Here is a 19,174-nt window from a genome sequence, read left to right as displayed (position 1 = left end):
CTACGCTGCCGTGTAGGCGGGCTCGCTGCGGAACCGCGAAGGACGTCCGCCGATACCGAGGATCCGCCACAGGAACCGCGAGACCGGGTTCATCAGGCCACATTGCTGCGCCAGCATGCGGACATCACCGAAGACGTTGCGCAGGAACTGCTTCGAGTTCTCCGACTTCCAGAACAGCTCCTTCATGACCTGATCGGGAACGTCGAACTCCTTCTGGAAAGACTTCGGCGGCACCACGATCGCACCGCAGAGCACACGCATGATGATCGGGAACATCAGCGACAACAGGAACCGCTGGACGAGGCCCTTCTTCGGGACGGTCTCACGCAGCAGATGATGGGCGAAGGAGATGTGACGCGCCTCTTCGGCGACGTGTAGCTGCATCACGGCCATCATGGTCGGGTGCATCTCATCGCGGTTGCGCAGGAAGTCCTTCTGGATGTGATCGATCGGCTCTTCGCCGCCGAGCACACCGAAGAAGAACAGGCTCGGGAAGATCGTGGACGCGAGCGGCACCAGCGGCGAGATCATCCGGTACCCGAGTTTTGCGCCGGGTACATCGACACCGGTGCGGTTCACGAACTCCTGAAACATCAGGGTGTGATTGCACTCTTCTTTCGACTCGTGCGTGGTGTAACGGAACTCGCGTGCTCCGTTGGGCAGCTTGAAGCTGTACTGCATCAGTCCACGGATGAGGATCGACTCGAATTGCAGACCGACCTTGGCGACATTGGCCTGGCGCCACATCCCGATCTTGATCTGCTTGTCGACAGGGAGATTCTGGTACCAGGGGTGCCGACCGATCGGGTCGACGTCCTTGGACAGCACCCAGCGGGGGTCGTTGTCGACGACCGCCATGTGGGGAGCATCCCAGTCGATGTCGATGTACGGGTCGAAATTGCGGTGCACCGACGCGCTCGACAGGTCATCGAGGACCTGGTCGTAGTTGTCACCGGTAGCCGCCTTGGTGTGCTCCGGGACATACTTCAACGCTTCAGTCATCTTCGCCTCCTCGATGCAACATGTTCACATGACGCTAGAAGGCCGGCGCGAACTTGTCAACGCCCGTTGTTAAATCAACGAGCGTTGTTACGCCCAGTTCCGGCGAAGCGACGAGGAGGCCGAGCCCCTACCTGGGACTATTTGCTGCCACGCCCCCAGTTGAGGCCCCACCGGAAATGTTTGTCCATCTTGTCGCCGCCGGAGAAATATTCGACCGCACGGGTCACGCTCACCCCGTCGCCGCCGACCTCGATGAGAACGATGGAGGCCGTGCGCAGGCTGTTCTTGGCCGAGTCCATCCGTACCTCGATCGGCGGTCCGAACTGCGACTCCACCGTGACGACGCCGTCGACCGCGGCCCAGTTCGGGCTGCCCTCGTAGATGTCGGCGAAGATGAGGATGCGCCGGAACACCGAGGGGTCGGCCAGGTTGATGAACATGTTCTCGCCGCCGGCCACGCTTCCGGAACGGTCGTCCTGATCGAGTTTGATGTACGGCGGCTTCTCCAGGGAGCCGAAGTTGCGATCCAGCGCACCGATTCCGCCGCGGGACCCGTCGGCCAGCTCGTACAGGCAGCGCAGATCGAGGTCGACGGAACTCTTGCGTTTGAAGAATCCGCCCGTGGCCGGCGCCTGTGCCCAGTTCAGGTTGACGCGAATGGTCCCGCCGGACGAGCCCGACTTCGCGAGGTTCACCGTCGGCTGCGCCTTGGTCAGGGTGATCTTGCTCAGCTGGACCGGCGGGGTGGCCGGTGCGGCGGCGGGTGGCGTCGACGGTGGCGGCGGTGTCTGCGCCGGCTGCTGTGTCGGATTGCCGCGCTTCGTGTAGTCGATTCCCATACCCGTGAGCCTAGTGCGGGAGCGGCGGTCTCGTACCGATGCCGACAGGGACCGTCAGCAGGCAAAGACGGCGTCAGGCCACCGAATAGCCGGCGCGGGCCAGCGCGGACCGGACCCTGGCCTGATGATCAGGTCCCTTGGTCTCCAGACTGACCGTCACCGCGACCTCTCCGAGGCTCAGTTCGCCACTGACCCGCGAGTGGATCACGTCGACCACGCTGACGTTCAGGTCGCGCAGCAACTCGAGCAACGCGACCAGCCCACCAGGTCGGTCGGGCACCGTCACGGTGATCGTCAGATACCGCCCGGAGGCCCGCAGACCGTGCGTGATCACCTGCGTCAGCAGCAGCGGATCGATGTTGCCGCCGGACAGCACCACGCAGACCTGTCCGGCGAGTTCGAGATCGGGCAGGCTCGTCAACGCCGCGACCGCCGTCGCGCCGGCCGGTTCGACAACCAGCTTTGCTCGCTCCAGCACCAGCAGAAGTGCCTGCGAGATCGATTCCTCGCTGACCGTGACGACCTCGTCCACCAGGTCCTGCACGTGCGCGAACGGCACCGCGCCGGGCAGTGCCACTGAGATGCCGTCGGCCATCGTGTTCATCGACCGGGCCTTGACCGGCTTTCCGGCCGCGAGCGAATCGGGCCAGGCCGCCGCGGACGTCGCCTGTACCCCGATCACCCGCACCTCTGGGCGGTGCAGTTTGACCGCGGCGGCCACCCCGGCGAGCAGACCGCCGCCGCCGAGGGGTACCAGCACGGTCCCGACGTCGGGCAACTGCTCCAGGATCTCGATCCCCACCGTGGCCTGCCCGGCCACGATGTCGGGGTGGTCGAACGGGTGGATCAGGATGGCGCCGGACTCTTCGGCGTAGCGGGCCGCGGCCTCCAGGCTCTCGTCGACGGTCTCGCCTTCGAGGACCACGGCGGCGCCGTAAGCCCGGGTTGCGGCGATCTTGGGCAGCGATGCACCGGTGGGCATGTAGACGCGTGAGGCGATACCCAGGGTGGCAGCCGACCACGCCACACCCTGCGCGTGGTTGCCCGCACTGGCCGCGACCACACCGTTCGCCCGCTCGGTGGCACTGAGTCCGAAAATCCGGACGTACGCGCCGCGCGGCTTGAAAGAGCCTGTGCGCTGAAGGTTTTCACACTTGAGCCACACGTCGTGGCCACATCGTTCCGACAGCGCCCGCGACGCCACCACCGGCGTCCGGCGCATCGTCGGTGCCAGCAACTGCACCGCTCGGTCGATGGATGCCTGATCAATGCTCACAGGGTCAGCCTGCCACCCCTCAACGCAGAATTCGCGCCGCTTGCCTGCGTGTGCGCCGGTTGCAACCGGCGCGAACGCAGGTAAGCGGCGCGAATTCGGAAGGACGGGAGTGTCAGCTCAGGGCGTTCTCGATGTCCCCGAGCAGGTCACCGATGTCTTCGATACCGACCGACAACCGGACGAGGTCATCAGGGACCTCCAGCAGCGACCCGGCGGTCGACGCATGGGTCATCGCGGCGGGATGCTCGATCAGCGACTCGATGCCGCCGAGTGACTCGGCCAAGGTGAACACCTCGGTACGGTCACAGAACTGCTGCGCAGCTTCGAGACCACCGGCCACCCGCACGGAGATCATGCCGCCGAAACGCTTCATCTGCTTGGCTGCCGCCTCGTGGCCCGGGTGGTTCGCCAGACCGGGGTACAGCACCGAATCGATCTTCGGATGCGAGAGCAGGAAGTCGACGATCCGCTCCGCGTTGTCGCTGTGCCGGTCCATGCGGACGGCCAGGGTCTTGATGCCGCGCATGGTCAGGTACGCGTCGAACGGTCCGGGTACCGCGCCGGCACCGTTCTGCAGGAACGCCAGATCGGTGTCGAGCTGCTCGTCGTCGGTGATCAGCGCGCCGCCGACCACATCCGAGTGGCCACCGAGGTACTTGGTGGTCGAGTGCAGCACCACGTCGGCGCCGAGGGTCAGCGGGCGCTGCAGGTACGGCGAAGCAAAGGTGTTGTCCACCACGAGCTTTGTGCCGGCCTCATGCGCAACACCGGCCAGCGCCTCGATGTCACCGATGTTGAGCAACGGGTTGGTCGGGGTCTCGATCCAGACCAGCTTCGTGTTGGGGCGGATGGCCGCCCGCACCGCGTCGACGTCGGTGACCGGTGCCACCGAGTACTCGATCCCCCATTGGGAGAAGACCTTGTCGATCAACCGGAAGGTGCCGCCGTAGGCGTCGTTGGGGATCACCAGGTGGTCGCCCGGCCGCAGAGTGGCCCGCAGCAGTGCATCGGTGGCAGCCATACCGGATGCGAAGGCCCGGCCGAAACTTCCCTCTTCGAGGGCCGCGAGGTTGGCCTCGAGCGCCTGCCGGGTCGGGTTTCCGGTACGGGCGTACTCGAATCCACCGCGCATTCCACCGACGCCGTCCTGGGCGAAGGTGGAACTGGCGTAGATCGGCACGTTGACCGCACCGGTCAGCGGATCCGGTTCGTATCCGGCATGAATCGCCTTGGTGGCGAATCCCTGCCAGTTGTGCGAGTCGGTCTTACTGCGCTGCTCACTCATGGCAACCAGCCTAGTGCCCCGAAAATCGTCGGCCGATCCGCCCTGACGGTCGGCCGACGACCCGAAGATTGTTGTTCAGCCGACGGTCGGCGCACCGACGGCGCTGACAAACGCGAGCAGATCGTGGCGGGTGATGACGCCGATCGGTTTACCGTCCTCGACCACCATCAGCGCATCGGTGTCGCCGAGCGCCTTGGTCGCCGTCGACACCGGCTCGCCGGACCCGATCAACGGGAAGGGCTCGCCCATGTGGGCGCTGACCGGGTCGGCCAGACTGGCCCGGCCCTCGAACACCGCACTGAGCAGCTCGCGTTCGCTGACCGCACCGGCGACCTCGCCGGCCATGATGGGCGGCTCGGCTCCGACGACCGGCATCTGCGACACCTCGTACTCGCGCAGGATCTCGATCGCATCGCGCAGGGTTTCCTGCGGATGGGTGTGCACCAGATCCGGCAACGCACCGGACTTGCCGCGCAGGACGTCGCCGACCAGCGGCTCGGACTGGCCTTTGCCGTCGAGCGGGCTGCGCAGGAAGCCGTAACTGCTCATCCATTTGTCGTTGAAGATCTTGCCCATGTAGCCGCGTCCACCGTCGGGCAGCAACACGACAACGAGCGCGTCCGGACCCTCACGCTCGGCCACCCGCAGCGCCGCCACCACGGCCATACCGCAGGAGCCACCGACCAGCAGTCCCTCTTCACGGGCCAGACGGCGGGTCATCTCGAACGAATCGGCATCGGAGACCGCGATGATCTCGTCCGGGATGGACGGGTCGTAGGCGCTCGGCCAGAAGTCTTCGCCGACACCTTCGACCAGGTACGGACGACCGGAGCCGCCGGAGTACACCGAACCCTCGGGATCGGCGCCGATCACCTTCACCTTTCCGCCCGAAACCTCTTTGAGATAACGGCCGGTGCCGGTGATGGTCCCGCCGGTGCCGACACCTGCAACGAAGTGGGTGATCTTGCCGTCGGTGTCGTTCCAGATCTCGGGTCCGGTGGACTCGTAGTGGGACTCGGGGCCGGCCGGGTTTGCGTACTGGTTGGGCTTCCAGGCGCCCTCGATCTCGCGGGTCAGGCGGTCGGAGACGTTGTAGTAGCTGTCCGGATGCTCCGGTGCCACTGCCGTGGGGCACACCACCACTTCGGCTCCGTAAGCCTTCAAGACGTTCCGCTTGTCCTCGCCGACCTTGTCGGGGACCACGAAAACACACTTGTAACCGCGCTGCTGGGCGACCAGTGCCAGACCGATGCCGGTGTTACCCGACGTCGGTTCGACGATCGTGCCGCCGGGCTTGAGTTCGCCGGATGCCTCCGCCGCATCGATCATCTTGATGGCGATGCGGTCTTTGGAGCTGCCGCCGGGATTGAGGTATTCCACCTTCGCCGCCACCAGGCCCGACCCTGCCGGGACAACCGAGTTGAGCTGGACGAGCGGGGTGTTGCCGATGAGGTCGGTGATGTGACTTGCGATGCGCATGTCTCCATCGTCCCAGACCGCCTCGATTAAGTTGGAGCTGTATCCGCATCCGGGCGCCGAATGGTCCCGCGCCCGCGCCGTGATGCACCGGACCACGCGGCGGTGGTCGGGTTGACCAGGGGTAACGTCAGGACTTGATCAGCATCACACTGATCTGCAGAACCACGTGCATCGTAGGGAGTTCTCATGCCAGAAGCAGTTATCGTCGCCACCGCCCGTTCACCGATCGGCCGGGCGGTCAAAGGTTCACTCAAAGACGTCCGCCCCGACGAACTGGCCCGCCAGATGGTCGAGACCGTGTTGAGCAAGGTCCCCGAACTCGACCGCGCCGACATCGACGACCTGCATCTGGGCTCCGGTCAGCCCGCGGGCAAGGCCGGCTTCAACATGGCCCGTGTGGTGGCCGTCCTGGCCGGAATGGATCACCTTCCCGGTGTCACCGTGAACCGCTACTGCTCGTCGTCGCTGCAGACCACCCGCATGGCACTCCACGCGATCCGCGCCGGCGAAGGCGATGTGTTCATCTCCGGCGGCGTCGAGAGCGTGTCCAGCTTCGGAACCGGCAGCGCCGACGGCTGGCCCGACACCAAGAACCCCGAGTTCGCCGAGGCGATGGAACGCACCGCCAAGGCAGCGCAGGGTGGCGGCCCGGCGTGGAGTGATCCTCGCGCCGCGGGTGTACTGCCCGACATCTACATCCCCATGGGCGAGACCGCCGAAAACGTCGCCTCGTTCACCGGGATCTCCCGCGAGGACCAGGATCACTGGGCCGTGCTCAGCCAGAACCGCGCCGAAGAAGCCATCAACTCCGGATTCTTCGCCCGCGAAATCGATCCGATCACCCTGGCCGACGGCACCGTTGTGAGCACCGACGACGGCCCCCGCGCCGGCACCACCTACGAGAAGATCAGCCAGCTCAAGCCGGTGTTCAGGCCCGACGGCACCGTCACCGCCGGCAACGCCTGCCCCCTCAACGACGGTGCCGCCGCACTGGTCATCATGAGCGACACCAAGGCCAAGGCTCTCGGCCTGACCCCGCTGGCCCGGATCGTCGCGACCGCGGCCACCGGACTGTCCCCCGAGATCATGGGTCTGGGCCCCATCGAGGCCGTCCGCAAGGTCCTGCGTCACGCCGGTATGGGCATCGAAGACATCGATCTGTTCGAGATCAACGAGGCGTTCGCGGTGCAGGTCCTCGGATCGGCCAAGGAATTGGGTATCGATCACGACAAGCTCAACGTCTCCGGTGGAGCCATCGCACTGGGCCACCCGTTCGGCATGACCGGTGCACGCATCACCGCCACCCTGATCAACAACCTCAAGACCTACGACAAGACCTTCGGGGTCGAAACCATGTGCGTCGGCGGCGGACAGGGCATGGCAATGGTGCTCGAGCGCCTCAGCTGAGGCCTCCGCAATGGACACAAAGAAGCCCGCGACCGGATTCGGTCGCGGGCTTCTTTGTTGGATCAACTAGTCCGAGTTGAAGTAGCTCAGCAGTCGCAGGATCTCGACGTACAGCCAGACCAGGGTGACGGTCAGGCCCAGCGCGATGCCCCATGCGGCCTTCGACGGAGCGCCCGAACGGATCAGCTGATCGGCGGCGTCGAAGTCGATCAGGAAGCTGAACGCCGCGAGCGCGATGCAGACGAGCGAGAAGATGATCGCGATCGGTCCACCGTCACGCAGGCCGAGGCCCGAGCCACCGTTGAACAAGCCGATGATCAGGTTGCCGAGGATCAGCACCAGCACACCGACGAGGCCGGCGAAGATCATCCGGGTGAAACGCGGGGTGACGCGGATGGCACCCGTCTTGTAGACGATGAGCATGCCGGCGAACACACCGAACGTTCCGAGTACGGCCTGCCCGATCAGCGCTCCCGCGCTGACGTCATCAGCGACAACCCAGTTCGCGAAGACGTACGAGATGGTGCCGACGAACATGCCTTCGAGGACCGCATAGCCGAGCACGATGGCCGGGTTGTCCTGCTTGCGTCCGAAGCTCGCGACGAGCACCAGAGCCAGGCCACCCAACGCACCGACAAGCATCAGCGGTGTGGCCAGGGATTCGTTCTGTGTGGTGAAGAAGTACGAGATGGCGGCCGACAGGATCAGCACGCCCAGGGTGGCGGCCGTCTTGGTCACCACGTCGTCGATGGTCAGAGTTCGGGAACCGACCGGCTGTGCCGGCCGTGCATACGGGTCGGCCGAGGGCGCTCCCCCATGCTGGTTCCAGGTTGCGGCCTGCCCGGCGCCGGCGGCACCAGCGCCAAAGCCGGCGTACCCACCCGGGCCTTGGTTGCTGCGCACGACCCCGCGCATCACCGGATTGCTGCTTTCACGCACCGTATTGGTCCCTTCTGATTGCAAAGCTGATGTCCACTCAACGAGCCGAGTGACGTTCGAGTTCCGACTTTACCTTCTCTTGAACCTCGGCGCAGGCAGCTTTCTTCCCAAAACGGGCCCGTGTTCGGCAAAGCTGGCGGTAGTGGCCATCAGCCCCAGCGACTGTGCCCCCCGTCGGCCGGAATCGTGACACCACTGAGGTAGCTGGCATCTTGGCCGGCGAGGAACACCGCGATCCGACCGATATCCGCTTCTGCATCACCGATCCGGCCGAGCGGAATGCTCTTCACAAACGCATCGGCCTCTTCGGGGTAGGTGTCCGTCCACCACTGCAGCGACGGCGTCATCGCATGGGGTGCAATGGCATTGACTCGGATATTGTCTTTGCCCCACTCGCATCCGGCTGCTCGGGTCAGGGACCGGGTCGCCTCTTTCACCGCGGCGTAGGGACCGTACGTCGCCATGTCCCAGCGCACCGCCGCCGACGTGACGAGGTTGATCACCGATCCCCCGCCCCGCTGCACCATCAGTGGATGGCAGGCCTTCATCAGACGTAACACGGCCAGCGGGCCGGTCTGGAAAAAGCGGGTGAAGTCTTCGTCGGTCACGTCGAGCAGGGGGATCGGCATCGCGTCATTGGCGTTGTTGACCAGGATGTCGACGCCACCGAGCCGGTCGGCGCAGGCCTGCACGATCGCGGCGCAGTCGTCCGCCTCACTGACGTTCCCGACCAGATACTCCGCGCGCACCCCGTTGCCGGCCAACTGCTCGGCTGCCTCCACCAGTGGCCGGCGGTGCCGCCCGCAGATGAAGATGTCGGCACCTTCTTTGCTCAGCGCGGACGCGATACCGAAACCGACACCCTTGCCGCCGCCGGTGACCAGCGCGATCTTTCCCTCTAGGACTCCCATATCGCAGACAGTAGCGAAACTAGAACACGTTCACCCCGATTTGGTCACCCCCGGCTTCGGCGTGGGGTCCTAGTGGTGGAACGCCACCGGTTGACCTTCCCGAGGTATCGGCGCCTCGAGCCGGTCGAGAAACTCGACCTCGGTCTTGATCTCCGCGAGCAGCGCGGTGGCCAGATCGTGGCTCAAGCCGTTACGGACGACGATTCGTTGGACCGTCACGTCGGCCAGGTCGTCGGGCATGGGGTAGGCGGGCACAAGCCAGCCCTTCATCCGCAGCCGGTCCGACAGGTCGTAGAGATCCCACTTGTCGGTATGACCCTTTTTCAGCATCCACGCGAAGACCGGGATATCGGAACCGTCGTTCCACAGCTCGAATGCCGGCATCTTCTCCAGTTCGCGCGCCAGGTACTGGGCGACGGCCAGTGACTGCTGTTGAACACGCTTGTAGCCCTCGAACCCCAGCCTCAAGAACATGTAGTACTGCAGCAGCACCTGCGCGCCGGGCCGGGAGAAATTCAGTGCGAACGTGGGCATGTTTCCGCCCAGGTAGCTCACGTAGAAGACCAGTTCGTCCGGCAGCGCCGCTTTGTCACGCCAGACCACCCAGCCCACGCCGGGATAGACCAGACCGTATTTGTGGCCCGACGTGCTGATCGACGCGACCCGGTCGAGACGGAAGTCCCACAGCAGATCCGGCTGACAGAAAGGCGCGATCATCGCTCCGGACGCACCATCGACATGGATGGGGACATCGACGCCGGTATCGGCCGCGATCTTGTCCAGTGCCGCACTGATCTCGGCGACCGGCTCGTACGCCCCGGTATATGTCACGCCCATGATGGCAACGACGCCGATGGTGTTCTCGTCCACGTACTTGTCGAGCTCGTGCCCGTCCAGCGTTCTGTGATCGAGCGTGATGGGCACCAGCCGGGCCTCGACCTCGAAGTAGTTGCAGAACTTCTCCCAGCACACCTGCACTGCACTCGAGAGCACCAGGTTCGGAGCCTCGGTCGACTTGCCCTCGGCGCGACGGCGTTTCTGCCACCTCCGCTTGAGCGCCAGACCGCCAAGCATGCAGGCCTCGGACGAACCGATGGTGGACGTACCCATCGCCCTTTCCGGATCACTCGCATTCCACAGGTCGGAAAGCATTGTCCAACAACGGGTCTCGATCGCAGCGGTCTGTGGATACTCGTCCTTGTCGATCATGTTCTTGTCGGCGGCCTCGGTGTACAGGCGGGCGGCATGGTCATCCATCCAGGTGCCGACGAAGGTGGCGAGATTGAGCCGCGAGTTCCCGTCCAGCATCGCTTCGTCATGAACGATTTGGTATGCCGTCTCGGGCAGCGACTCCGAGGTCGGTACCCGTGATTTCGGGAGGTCGGTGGCCTCTCCGGGGCGCGCGAATATGGGGTTCAACGACAGCGAATCGCTGTTGCCGACACCACGTCCGCGGAACTCGTTGGGACTGATCGGTTCAGACATGACTCTCCCTCGGGAAGCGGGTCAGAGGATTTCTTGCATGGATGGTGAGATTGAGTGCCCAGCAGATCATGTGCGACTCGTGTCGGCCGCTGCCGCGGATGGAGCGGGGCCATCCGGGTTGTCCCTCGCGGTATCGGTTTGATCCAGCACATCCTCACCAGCGGTCAACATCACATGTTCACCACGGGCAATCGGCGGGACGAACTTGTTGACGTCGGGATGACGTAGCCGAATCGGCTCGACAAAGTGCGGATGAGTCTTCTTGTCATGGACCGCATAGATAACGAATGGGAGCAATACGGCGACGACGAACGCGCAGACCAATATGCCGGTGTATTCCGTGTCATATCTCTTCGCCAAGGTCGAGGGGGTGACGAAGCTGATGGCCAGGGCAAATCCGGACACGACGAACCCGACCACTGCGACGATCAGCTTGACCACTGTGCCGCCGGGAATCTGGTAGGCGCGATTCAGATCCTTCTTCTTCACGACGAGGACCATGTATGCGACGAAGAACAGGAGGTAGCCGACCAGGTAGATGACCGTGGTCAGGGCGATCGCGGTGAAAAAGCTGACATTGCCTGCGCCGCCACCAAAGGTGAGCAGTGCTGCCCAGCCCGAGACGATCACTCCCTGCACGACTACAAAGTTGACCGGGACGTCGGCCTTGTTCACCCTGCGCATCGACTTGGGCAGAATGCCTTTCTGAGCAGTCACGTACATGCCCTTGGCCGGGCCGACAACCCAGGCGCTCACCTCGGCCATGACACCGACGGCGAGCATCACGGCCAGCACTTTCGCGAGCCAGACAAGACTGTGGCTGAAATGTTCGAGGAGCCCGGAGAATGTCTGGACCACGCCGGCGCTGAGCGAGAGTTCACTCTCGGGTACAACTGCCGCAACCGAAAGGCCTCCGACAGTGTTGAGAACCACCGCGGCAATGACGAGCATCAACATCGCCAACGGGTAGTCCCGCTTCGGGTTCACCATTTCGTTGACGTGACTGGCGCTGGCCTCAACCCCCATGTAGGCCAGGATGAATGACACGAACACCACCAGAGTGGAAATCTCACTGAAGTCCGGCACCAGCTTGTCGGCACTGATCTCGACATCCGACTTACCACCGGTGGCGAGGTATGCGATAGCCAAGATGATCAGAACAGCTCCCGGGATGAGTACGCCACCGACAAAACCGGTCTTCGCGATCCGGGCGGTGTACTTGGTGCCACCGAGCTGGCTCAACGTGAGCAACCAGAAAATCACCAACACCCCGACGAACTTGATCCACGGAACCTCGTCAAGCTGATCCCAGTCGAAGACATAACCCAGAGCACCGAGAATGAAGTAAATCATCGTGACAAATCCGACGGTTATCTGCAGCCACTGAAAGAAGATGGCGGCGAATCCGAATCGCTCACCCAGCGTTGCCCCGACCCATTTGAAGATACCGCCCTCTTCCCAACCCTTGACCGTAGCCATCTCGGCGGCACACAACGCCACCGGGATGAACCAACAGAAGCCGCCGAGCAAAAGGAAAAAGACCAGGCTCACACCAGATGTCGCGAATGTCGGGTATTCGTAGACGGTCATGACCATCGACGCGGTGATTGCAAAGAAACCGAAGAGTGTCAGCGTCTTCGGAGGAGCCTTAGGAGCAGTCATACCTGTTCCTTTCTCATCGAGAAGTCGGAGACACCACCAGATCCATTAGTCCCCTGCTTGGCATCGCCAGCGTATCGCGATCCAGAAAGGAAATATGTCAAAGACCCCACATAGAAGAGGAATCAAAACCGGGCAAGAACGGCAAATACACCTGGCCATTCGGTCACGAAACAAATCGACTTACCTTGGCGTTTACCTGAGTCGATAGCGCATATTACCTAAGTCATTTTCCCGAATTACCAAGGTCCATCACGCGACACAACAAGTCCGATACTCGTATGTCGTGACTGCGTCAACAAAGGCGGTCAGTCGGATGTGCGTTTCGCGCGTTGTTCCACAACGTATTTCCGGATCTCCTGCGGTCCGGCGGTCCGGCCGATCAGGTCCTTGGTGACGCGACCGAGGCTCACCGAGGTCAGTACCCGCTCGGCCAGGTCGTAGTTGTCATCGGCGAACAAATACGGTTTGGCGATCATCAGTGCGGCGACGCCGTGTGCGGCCGTCCAGAATTCGAGTACCACCGGTGTCGGGTCACCTTTGTCGATGATCCCTTCGTCCATCAGCCGCTCGATGGTCTGGGCGAAATGTACGAATGCCGATTCGCCGAGCACGGCGTCCGCATCGGTTCCTTCCGGACACTGCTTCATCGTGGCGACCCGGTACAGTTCGGCGTTTTCCACCGCAAAACGCACATACGCCAAGCCTTGCGCATGCGCGGCCTGCCAGCTGTCCTCGTATTGGGCACCGGCCCGGCGCATGACTTCGTCGAGCCTGGTGAAATAGCTCGCCACGACCTCGCTGATCAACGTGTCCTTGTCAGCGAAGTGGATATAGATCGACGGCGGTGAGACCCCCACCCGATCGGACACCGCCCTGATGGACACCGCCGACTCGTCGCCGGTCTCCAACAGCAGATCAGTTGCCGCTGCGAGGATCTCCGCTCGCAACTGCTCCCCCGAGCCGCGTGGAGATCTCCTCCTGCGAAGTCGCTCGGTTGTCATGTCCACCTTCCTCACTCAGACCGAAACGGTCGTGGAACTTACGCAGCGGCGCAGGCGCCCACCAGTTTGCCCGACCCGCGACCTTCATGAAGGCCGGAACCAGGAACATCCGGATCAGGGTGGCGTCCATCAGGACCGCCAAGGCCAGCCCCACGCCGAACATCCGCATGAACGAGACCTGCGAGAACGCGATACCGGCAAAGACCACCGCCATCAGCAGTGCCGCGGCCGTCACCACCCGGCCGGTGCGGGCGATTCCGAGGGCAACGGCACGATCGCTGTCGGCCCGGGTTCTGCCGGACTTGAGCCATTCCTCTCTGATCCGCGACAACAGGAACACCTCGTAGTCCATCGACAACCCGAAGGCGATGCAGAACATCAACACGGGCATGTTGGCGATCAGGGTTCCGGTCGTACTGCTGCCCAGGCCACCCAGATGCCCTTCCTGGAAGATCCAGACCATGGCGCCGAACGTGGCGCTGAGCGAGAACACGTTGAGTACCAGTGCTTTCAGCGGCAGGAGCACCGACCCGGTCAGCATGAACAGCAGCACGAACGTGGTGACGACGATGACCGCGAACACCTCGGGCAGGTGATCGATGATGCTGTCGACGTTGTCGCGGTTGGACTGGGCCAGTCCGCTGAACAGTGGGTCGATCCCCTCGGGCGTCGGCACGGCGCGCAGTGCGTCGAGCTGATCGGAACCCTGCGTGGAGAACGGATCGACCGTGGAGGAAACGGTGACGAACGCATCGTCCCCGGCCGCCATATCCGCGCCGCCGGGACCGGCACGTTGGCCGTCGACAAATGTCCCGACCGGCGTGAGGACCGCGGTGACATCCGGAACCCGGGAGAGTTCTTGTCCGTAGCCGGCCACGTCGTCATCACCCATCCGCGCCGCGTCCGGGATGACGATGTTGACTGCGGCAGAGGCATTTTGGGAGTAGTCGTTGCGCAGTTCATCACCCAGTATTCGGGACGTCGCCGAGGAGGGCAGCACCCGATCGTCGGGGTATCCGAACTTGATGCCGAGGAACGGTGCACCCAGGACCAACAACAGCGCCACCACTGCCAGCCCCACCGGAACCGCGTGGCGCAGCACGAATCGGGTGCTGCGGTACCACATCGATTCCTCGGGCTCGAGGATCCGGGGTTCGGGTCTGCGCAACATTCGGCGGATGGGTTTGCGGACGTCGAGAGAGTCGATCCGGTCGCCGAGCAACACGATCAGGGCCGGTGCCACGATGAGCGCCGCGGCGGCGGCAAGGGCGACCACAGCCAGACCCGCATAGGCGAACGATCGCAGGAAGTACATCGGGAAGATACCCATCGCGGCAAGCGACAAGGCAACGGTCACCGCGGAGAACAGCACGGTGCGACCCGCTGTCCGCACGGTGATCGCCAACGCCTCGTTGCGGTCGTGGCCGGCGTGCACCTCTTCGCGGTACCGATTGATGATCAGCAAGGTGTAGTCGATGGCCAGCGCCAAACCCAGAGCTGTCGTGAGATTGAGCGCAAAGACCGACACGTCGGCGAAGAGCGTGAATCCGCGAAGCACCGCCGTCGTTCCGATGATCGCGAAAATGCCGATCGCCAACGGCAATACCGCTGCGACGAGCCCGCCGAACACCCAGATCAGCAGGACGAAGCTGATGGGTATCGCCACTGCTTCAGCGATGAACAGATCTCGGCTGGTCTGTTCGTTGACCTGGGAGTACACCAGCGCCTGCCCGCCGACCAGGACGTCGACATCCGGGAACTGATCGGCGAACGCGGGAGCGGTGAACCGGTCGTCGATCTTCTGCCCGTTCCCCGCGGCATCGCGATCCCCGCCCGATACCGTGCTGACGATGAGTCCCGAGGTGCGATCGGCGGAAATCAGGGCCGATGCCGCCTCCGGGTTGGTCCAGGCCGAAATGATCGGGCGCTGAACGAATTCCATGTCCTCCAGCTCGGCGATGATCGCATCTGCTGCTGCCCGGGCCTCGTCACTGTCGGCGATGTTGGTGGTGTCGGAATCTCGTAGGCGCACCACCACTTGGAGCCCGCCACGTCCGAACTCGTCCTCCAATATCGAAATCGCCTTGGCGGACTCCGAACTCGGATCCTGAAAGCCACCGGCCGCAAGTTCTCCGGCAACGGACGATCCGAGAACCCCGCAGATGATCAAGATGAGCAGCGCGCCACCCAGGACACGTTTGGGCGCAGCTATAACGCCGCGAGCGAGTGACGACAACACCGGGACATCCTTTCGGGGATTCTCAAGTGATCGTCGTTAAGTTAACAGCCCTATCTTACGATGGTCAATGGTCTCTAGCCTTGCAAAACAGGTGGGCGAATTTCTCGTCGAGTGGCATGCCCGCTCCCGGGGCGCCGCCGGTCGCACGCCGCCGCCGGAGCCTCAGGCCGCGGATCCGATCATCCGGATTTCCTCGGCGCTCATGCCCAAATTGCGCATGACCGCCCGCATCTCGCGATTCACCACCCGTTCTTCGTCGCCCAGGAATCCGATCACCCGGATGACCTCACGAAGGCGGACGGCAGGACGCATCAGTTCGACAACGTGGTGCAGCGGCGTTCGGCGTAGGCCCATCTTGCCGGCCACGGGCTTCTCCACCCACCGGGTCGACATGGACGAGAACGACATCGACAACATGGGCCGCAGCATCATCGTCACCATCGAGGTCACGACGGTGGGGACGAAGGGAAGGTCCAGCCGGTACCCCTCGCGTAACAGCGCCTGGGTCAAGGTCTTCGACCATTCGTCGGGTTCGAGGTCGAACTCCGCGCCGACCGAGAAAAGGTCTTGTGCCGCAGCAAAATTGACGGGCAACAACGCCTCGCCCACTCCGATGATGTGGCCGATCCACCGCCACATGTGCGTGATTGCTTCACGTTCGGCGGCCGAGTACTGGATCCCGAAGTCCCCGGCGATGGTCATCGGCAATGCACAAAAGCCCGCACCGATCGTCAGGGCGGTATACGTCTGATTGATCGGCACTCCCCAGCCATCCTCGTCCCACTCCCCCGATGATGCGATGTGGTCTCGCACCATGGCGTGAATCAGGCGGATGCGCAACGTGTTCGACCAGCCTTCGTTTCCCGGGACCATCTGCCCGGGTGCGGTCGCGAGGGCGACCCACCGTCCGGTGCTGAGCACCCGGTCGTACGTGTTCTCGGCCAGCTGGCCGGTGACGACCAGTGGACGAACGAAGCCCGGAGCCTGATAGCCGTAGATCAGCGACTGGTAGAGCGTGCTCGATTGCAACGTCCCGAACTTCCACCAGGCGCGTGCACCGGCATGCGCCAGGGCCGGGTCGAACCACGGCGGCAATTCCGAAGCCGCGTCGAGCAGAGCACGCAGGCACGGTGGGGCATCCGCACGTCGGGCGACGGGATCATCGAGAACCTTCTGGATGTCCGCCCCGCCGTAATCGGCCCGCTCGCGCATCTCGACGATGACCGCCTGAGCAAGCGGATCTCCTTCACGCAGGCCGCGGTCGAGTTGGTCGACCAGCTCGGGATGCCGAGACCGGACCGACTCCCAGTTGGCCGCACCGGTGATCTCTGATGCCCTCATAACGAACATCGTGATCTTTAAAAGTGCAGGTCGTCAAGAACCTGGGTGGTCACGTTTCGGGGCATGCACGTCGGGCAAGGAGACGGCCGCGCCGCCCACGCCCGAGAAGCCCTCCCAGATCAGGTCGGTCACATGGTCGACGAGCTCACCGCGTTCCATCGTGCGCGTCTCACTCCACCACTGCACCGCGGTCCAGATCGCACCGATGACGGCGCGTGCCCACGGCGCGGCCGCTCGGCGGTTCCCGTCGATCTGGGTGAACGCGATATCGAAGATGTATTCCAGGAACCCCGTGACCTGGGAATCACCGACGCCGGCCTGCATTCTTGGCGCCAGAACGGCTGAGAGCTGCGGATTGTCCTCCATCCAGCGGGCGAGAACATCGACCGTCGCCCGGGTCTGAACTCGCGGGTCCTTGACCTCGTTGAGCACCGCGGCCATATCCGCGGTGATCCGATTGGCGTGACGACGCGTGAGCGCTGTCAACAGGTCATCACGGTCGGTGAATGCCGCGTACACCGCGGATCGGGTCAGGCCCGCACGCTTGGCCACACCGGCCAGTCCGAAGTCCGAACCATGCCCGGCGATTTCCAACTCTGCAGCGTCGAGCAGTTCTTCACGACGGGAGTCGATGTCAACACCGGGTCCCGGTGGTCGCCCCCTGCTGCGGCGGGCGGATGGTTCCGACATGCGTGGCATCTTGCCATCAGGGTACAAAGTCCTAGGTCTCGGCACCGACCTTCCCACAATGTGGCACCGACCTGCCCAACTCGCCCCGACGGGGAACCCGTGTCGCATGTGCCGTGGCCGTCCATGAGATTCTGATCAGGCTTCACAGCACGCCCCTATAGCCCAACTGGCAGAGGCAACGGACTTAAAATCCGTCAAGTGTGGGTTCGAATCCCACTGGGGGCACAAATGTGCAGGTCAGAGTGGTATATGCATACACATGCAACCCCGGTACGCAGTGGGTACGCAGCTTGCTCGGCAACGGCGTTGATTAAGCCGTAGCTCCGCCGAGATCGCCCGCCATAAATGTGCCTGCAGATTGAAGCGTCATCGCCCGGCTTGTATCCAAGGAATCTCTGGAACACCCGGATGTTCGGGCTCCGGCGCTCATCGCTAGAGGTCTCGAGAGCGGCGACAGACCCGGACTACACAGAAGCCCTACCCGCCGACAGCGGCTGAAGGACGCCGGTTTAACGCTCACGGCCAGCGCAGGCGACAGCCACAGCGAGACTTAGGACGGCGTATGCCCACGCCGGGGCATTCGACATCTCACGTCACCGAGTCTCAATCAGGCTGTCAAAGTCTCACGTAGTTGCCATCCGGTATGAGAGTTGACCCCCAAGTAGGGCAGCCGCCCGCCGTCGTAGCCGCTACTTGACGGAATATCTATTATCGGCGTAATACCTTGTCTAACAACCACTTTTGTCACCAGTGACGATATGTAACCCCATTTAGGTCCGCGCTCACGCCGGCAGCCTTGAACGAGCCCTCTTTTTGCGCCAGCGCGTCGCTGGAACGCATCTGCCGCGCAACCGTCGAAGCGCCTGGCCCATGACTAGTGTGAGTTCATGAGTGCGAGCGGTTACGTAGCGGTCGAGTTGTCGCCGCGATGGACTCATGCGGTCTGGGGTCTGTCGCTGGCGACTGCGGCTGTTGCCGGCGCGGTCTTGGGCGGCGAGCTGACCACCACCGTTCCCGGTGCCGCTATGGGGGCTTTCATGGCGCTGCCTGCCGGGGCTCTCGCTGCGTTGACGCTGTGGTCTCTTGGATCAGTGTCGCTACGAGCTCTCGCGCCGGATCTGGCCAGCTGGCGCCGACGAAATCGAGTGCTCAGGATGGCATTCGGGTTGGTGGCCGGCGGCCTCATCGGGTTGGAGATCGCGATCGCCTTCGCCATCCTGGGCGGTGCAACGCGCGAGGCCACCGTGTGGGTTGCGGTACCGACGGTCACAGTCGTTGCCGCTGGGGTCCTCTACCCACCGAGACCGCACAGCGACCCCCTGCAAGCAATGCAGAGTCCACAACCGACGTAATCTATGTTATCGGCGTAAGTCATCGCTGCACAATGCATTTTGTCAGCAGTGACGAAATGCAGCCTTGACGTCGGGTCCATTGGCGCCGACGACCGTGTAGTGGATGTCGACCAGGTTGCGATGGGCCTGCCTGACACCCACGTGCCAGTCTTACGCAAAGCCGCTTCCTGCCCGCCGACTGGCGTTCGTCGAAACGATCCGCGCCCGCAGGTAGACGCATCTATACTACCGGCGTAAAAGAGTGTGTAGCAATCTATTTCGTCAAC

Annotated in this window: 15 protein-coding genes and 1 tRNA gene; 3 read left to right on the top strand and 13 right to left on the bottom strand. The window is 63.4% G+C overall.

What is annotated here, in order from left to right; translation table 11 throughout:
• From AC51GT_RS20180 to AC51GT_RS20160, 5 genes are all read right to left on the bottom strand, one after another.
• Nucleotides 1-1,002 (bottom strand): AurF N-oxygenase family protein, encoded by a 1,002-nt coding sequence (locus tag AC51GT_RS20180; RefSeq protein WP_496329949.1) that lies wholly within the window; start codon nt 1,000-1,002, stop codon nt 1-3.
• A 137-nt stretch (nt 1,003-1,139) separates the two neighbouring features.
• Nucleotides 1,140-1,841, bottom strand: a complete 702-nt coding sequence (locus AC51GT_RS20175; protein WP_496329948.1) for a TerD family protein — start codon at nt 1,839-1,841, stop codon at nt 1,140-1,142.
• A gap of 73 nt (nt 1,842-1,914) precedes the next feature.
• Nucleotides 1,915-3,063 carry a threonine ammonia-lyase gene (ilvA, locus tag AC51GT_RS20170; protein WP_496329964.1) on the bottom strand — a complete coding sequence of 383 codons (1,149 nt, stop codon included), beginning with the start codon at nt 3,061-3,063 and terminating at the stop codon, nt 1,915-1,917.
• Nucleotides 3,064-3,229: 166 nt separating this feature from the next.
• Complete coding sequence (locus AC51GT_RS20165; RefSeq protein ID WP_496329947.1) at nt 3,230-4,402, bottom strand: cystathionine gamma-synthase; 1,173 nt, start codon at nt 4,400-4,402, stop codon at nt 3,230-3,232.
• A 75-nt stretch (nt 4,403-4,477) separates the two neighbouring features.
• The gene (locus AC51GT_RS20160) at nt 4,478-5,881 is read right to left on the bottom strand and encodes a cystathionine beta-synthase (RefSeq protein WP_496329946.1); all 1,404 of its coding nucleotides are present in this window, start codon (nt 5,879-5,881) and stop codon (nt 4,478-4,480) included.
• A 186-nt stretch (nt 5,882-6,067) separates the two neighbouring features.
• Here AC51GT_RS20160 and AC51GT_RS20155 point away from each other — a divergent pair, with 186 nt between their 5' ends.
• Complete coding sequence (locus AC51GT_RS20155) at nt 6,068-7,288, top strand: acetyl-CoA C-acetyltransferase (RefSeq protein ID WP_496329945.1); 1,221 nt, start codon at nt 6,068-6,070, stop codon at nt 7,286-7,288.
• Between the two features lie 66 nt (nt 7,289-7,354).
• Here AC51GT_RS20155 and AC51GT_RS20150 read toward each other — a convergent pair whose 3' ends face one another.
• The 8 genes from AC51GT_RS20150 to AC51GT_RS20115 form a co-directional block, all read right to left on the bottom strand.
• Nucleotides 7,355-8,227 (bottom strand): Bax inhibitor-1/YccA family protein, encoded by an 873-nt coding sequence (locus tag AC51GT_RS20150; RefSeq protein ID WP_496329944.1) that lies wholly within the window; start codon nt 8,225-8,227, stop codon nt 7,355-7,357.
• Nucleotides 8,228-8,376: 149 nt separating this feature from the next.
• Nucleotides 8,377-9,138 (bottom strand): SDR family NAD(P)-dependent oxidoreductase, encoded by a 762-nt coding sequence (locus tag AC51GT_RS20145; RefSeq protein ID WP_496329943.1) that lies wholly within the window; start codon nt 9,136-9,138, stop codon nt 8,377-8,379.
• A 69-nt stretch (nt 9,139-9,207) separates the two neighbouring features.
• The gene (gene gad / locus AC51GT_RS20140) at nt 9,208-10,623 is read right to left on the bottom strand and encodes a glutamate decarboxylase (RefSeq protein WP_496329942.1); all 1,416 of its coding nucleotides are present in this window, start codon (nt 10,621-10,623) and stop codon (nt 9,208-9,210) included.
• 66 nt (nt 10,624-10,689) lie between these two features.
• Nucleotides 10,690-12,285 carry a glutamate/gamma-aminobutyrate antiporter gene (gene gadC, locus AC51GT_RS20135; protein WP_496329941.1) on the bottom strand — a complete coding sequence of 532 codons (1,596 nt, stop codon included), beginning with the start codon at nt 12,283-12,285 and terminating at the stop codon, nt 10,690-10,692.
• A gap of 305 nt (nt 12,286-12,590) precedes the next feature.
• The gene (locus AC51GT_RS20130; protein ID WP_496329940.1) at nt 12,591-13,232 is read right to left on the bottom strand and encodes a TetR/AcrR family transcriptional regulator; all 642 of its coding nucleotides are present in this window, start codon (nt 13,230-13,232) and stop codon (nt 12,591-12,593) included.
• Nucleotides 13,201-15,525, bottom strand: a complete 2,325-nt coding sequence (locus AC51GT_RS20125) for an MMPL family transporter (protein ID WP_496329939.1) — start codon at nt 15,523-15,525, stop codon at nt 13,201-13,203. The genes AC51GT_RS20130 and AC51GT_RS20125 overlap by 32 nt, the downstream gene beginning before the upstream one ends.
• 162 nt (nt 15,526-15,687) lie before the next feature.
• Entirely contained in the window at nt 15,688-16,866 is a 1,179-nt protein-coding gene (locus tag AC51GT_RS20120; RefSeq protein ID WP_496329938.1) for an oxygenase MpaB family protein, read from the bottom strand.
• 33 nt (nt 16,867-16,899) lie between these two features.
• The gene (locus AC51GT_RS20115) at nt 16,900-17,556 is read right to left on the bottom strand and encodes a TetR/AcrR family transcriptional regulator (RefSeq protein WP_496329937.1); all 657 of its coding nucleotides are present in this window, start codon (nt 17,554-17,556) and stop codon (nt 16,900-16,902) included.
• A 151-nt stretch (nt 17,557-17,707) separates the two neighbouring features.
• On the opposite strand from AC51GT_RS20115, the gene AC51GT_RS20110 reads away from it, so the two are divergent.
• Together AC51GT_RS20110 and AC51GT_RS20105 are read left to right on the top strand one after the other, a co-directional pair.
• Nucleotides 17,708-17,781, top strand: a tRNA-Leu gene (locus tag AC51GT_RS20110).
• Nucleotides 17,782-18,443: 662 nt separating this feature from the next.
• Nucleotides 18,444-18,908 carry a hypothetical protein gene (locus tag AC51GT_RS20105; protein WP_496327140.1) on the top strand — a complete coding sequence of 155 codons (465 nt, stop codon included), beginning with the start codon at nt 18,444-18,446 and terminating at the stop codon, nt 18,906-18,908.
• Nucleotides 18,909-19,174 lie beyond the last annotated feature (266 nt).

This window comes from Williamsia sp. z34, from assembly GCF_059553395.1.
Note: the sequence above shows the minus strand (reverse complement) of the source record. Positions and strands in the feature narration are given on the sequence as shown.

Bases quoted from the DNA above. Each gene is read 5' to 3' on its own strand.
- AC51GT_RS20180 (WP_496329949.1), bottom strand. From the start codon at position 1,002: ATGACTGAAGCGTTGAAGTATGTCCCGGAGCACACCAAGGCGGCTACC.
- AC51GT_RS20175 (WP_496329948.1), bottom strand. From the start codon at position 1,841: ATGGGAATCGACTACACGAAGCGCGGCAATCCGACACAGCAGCCGGCG.
- ilvA (WP_496329964.1), bottom strand. From the start codon at position 3,063: ATGCGCCGGACGCCGGTGGTGGCGTCGCGGGCGCTGTCGGAACGATGT.
- AC51GT_RS20165 (WP_496329947.1), bottom strand. From the start codon at position 4,402: ATGAGTGAGCAGCGCAGTAAGACCGACTCGCACAACTGGCAGGGATTC.
- AC51GT_RS20160 (WP_496329946.1), bottom strand. From the start codon at position 5,881: ATGCGCATCGCAAGTCACATCACCGACCTCATCGGCAACACCCCGCTC.
- AC51GT_RS20155 (WP_496329945.1), top strand. From the start codon at position 6,068: ATGCCAGAAGCAGTTATCGTCGCCACCGCCCGTTCACCGATCGGCCGG.
- AC51GT_RS20145 (WP_496329943.1), bottom strand. From the start codon at position 9,138: ATGGGAGTCCTAGAGGGAAAGATCGCGCTGGTCACCGGCGGCGGCAAG.
- gad (WP_496329942.1), bottom strand. From the start codon at position 10,623: ATGTCTGAACCGATCAGTCCCAACGAGTTCCGCGGACGTGGTGTCGGC.
- gadC (WP_496329941.1), bottom strand. From the start codon at position 12,285: ATGACTGCTCCTAAGGCTCCTCCGAAGACGCTGACACTCTTCGGTTTC.
- AC51GT_RS20120 (WP_496329938.1), bottom strand. From the start codon at position 16,866: ATGAGGGCATCAGAGATCACCGGTGCGGCCAACTGGGAGTCGGTCCGG.
- AC51GT_RS20115 (WP_496329937.1), bottom strand. From the start codon at position 17,556: ATGTCGGAACCATCCGCCCGCCGCAGCAGGGGGCGACCACCGGGACCC.
- AC51GT_RS20105 (WP_496327140.1), top strand. From the start codon at position 18,444: ATGAGTGCGAGCGGTTACGTAGCGGTCGAGTTGTCGCCGCGATGGACT.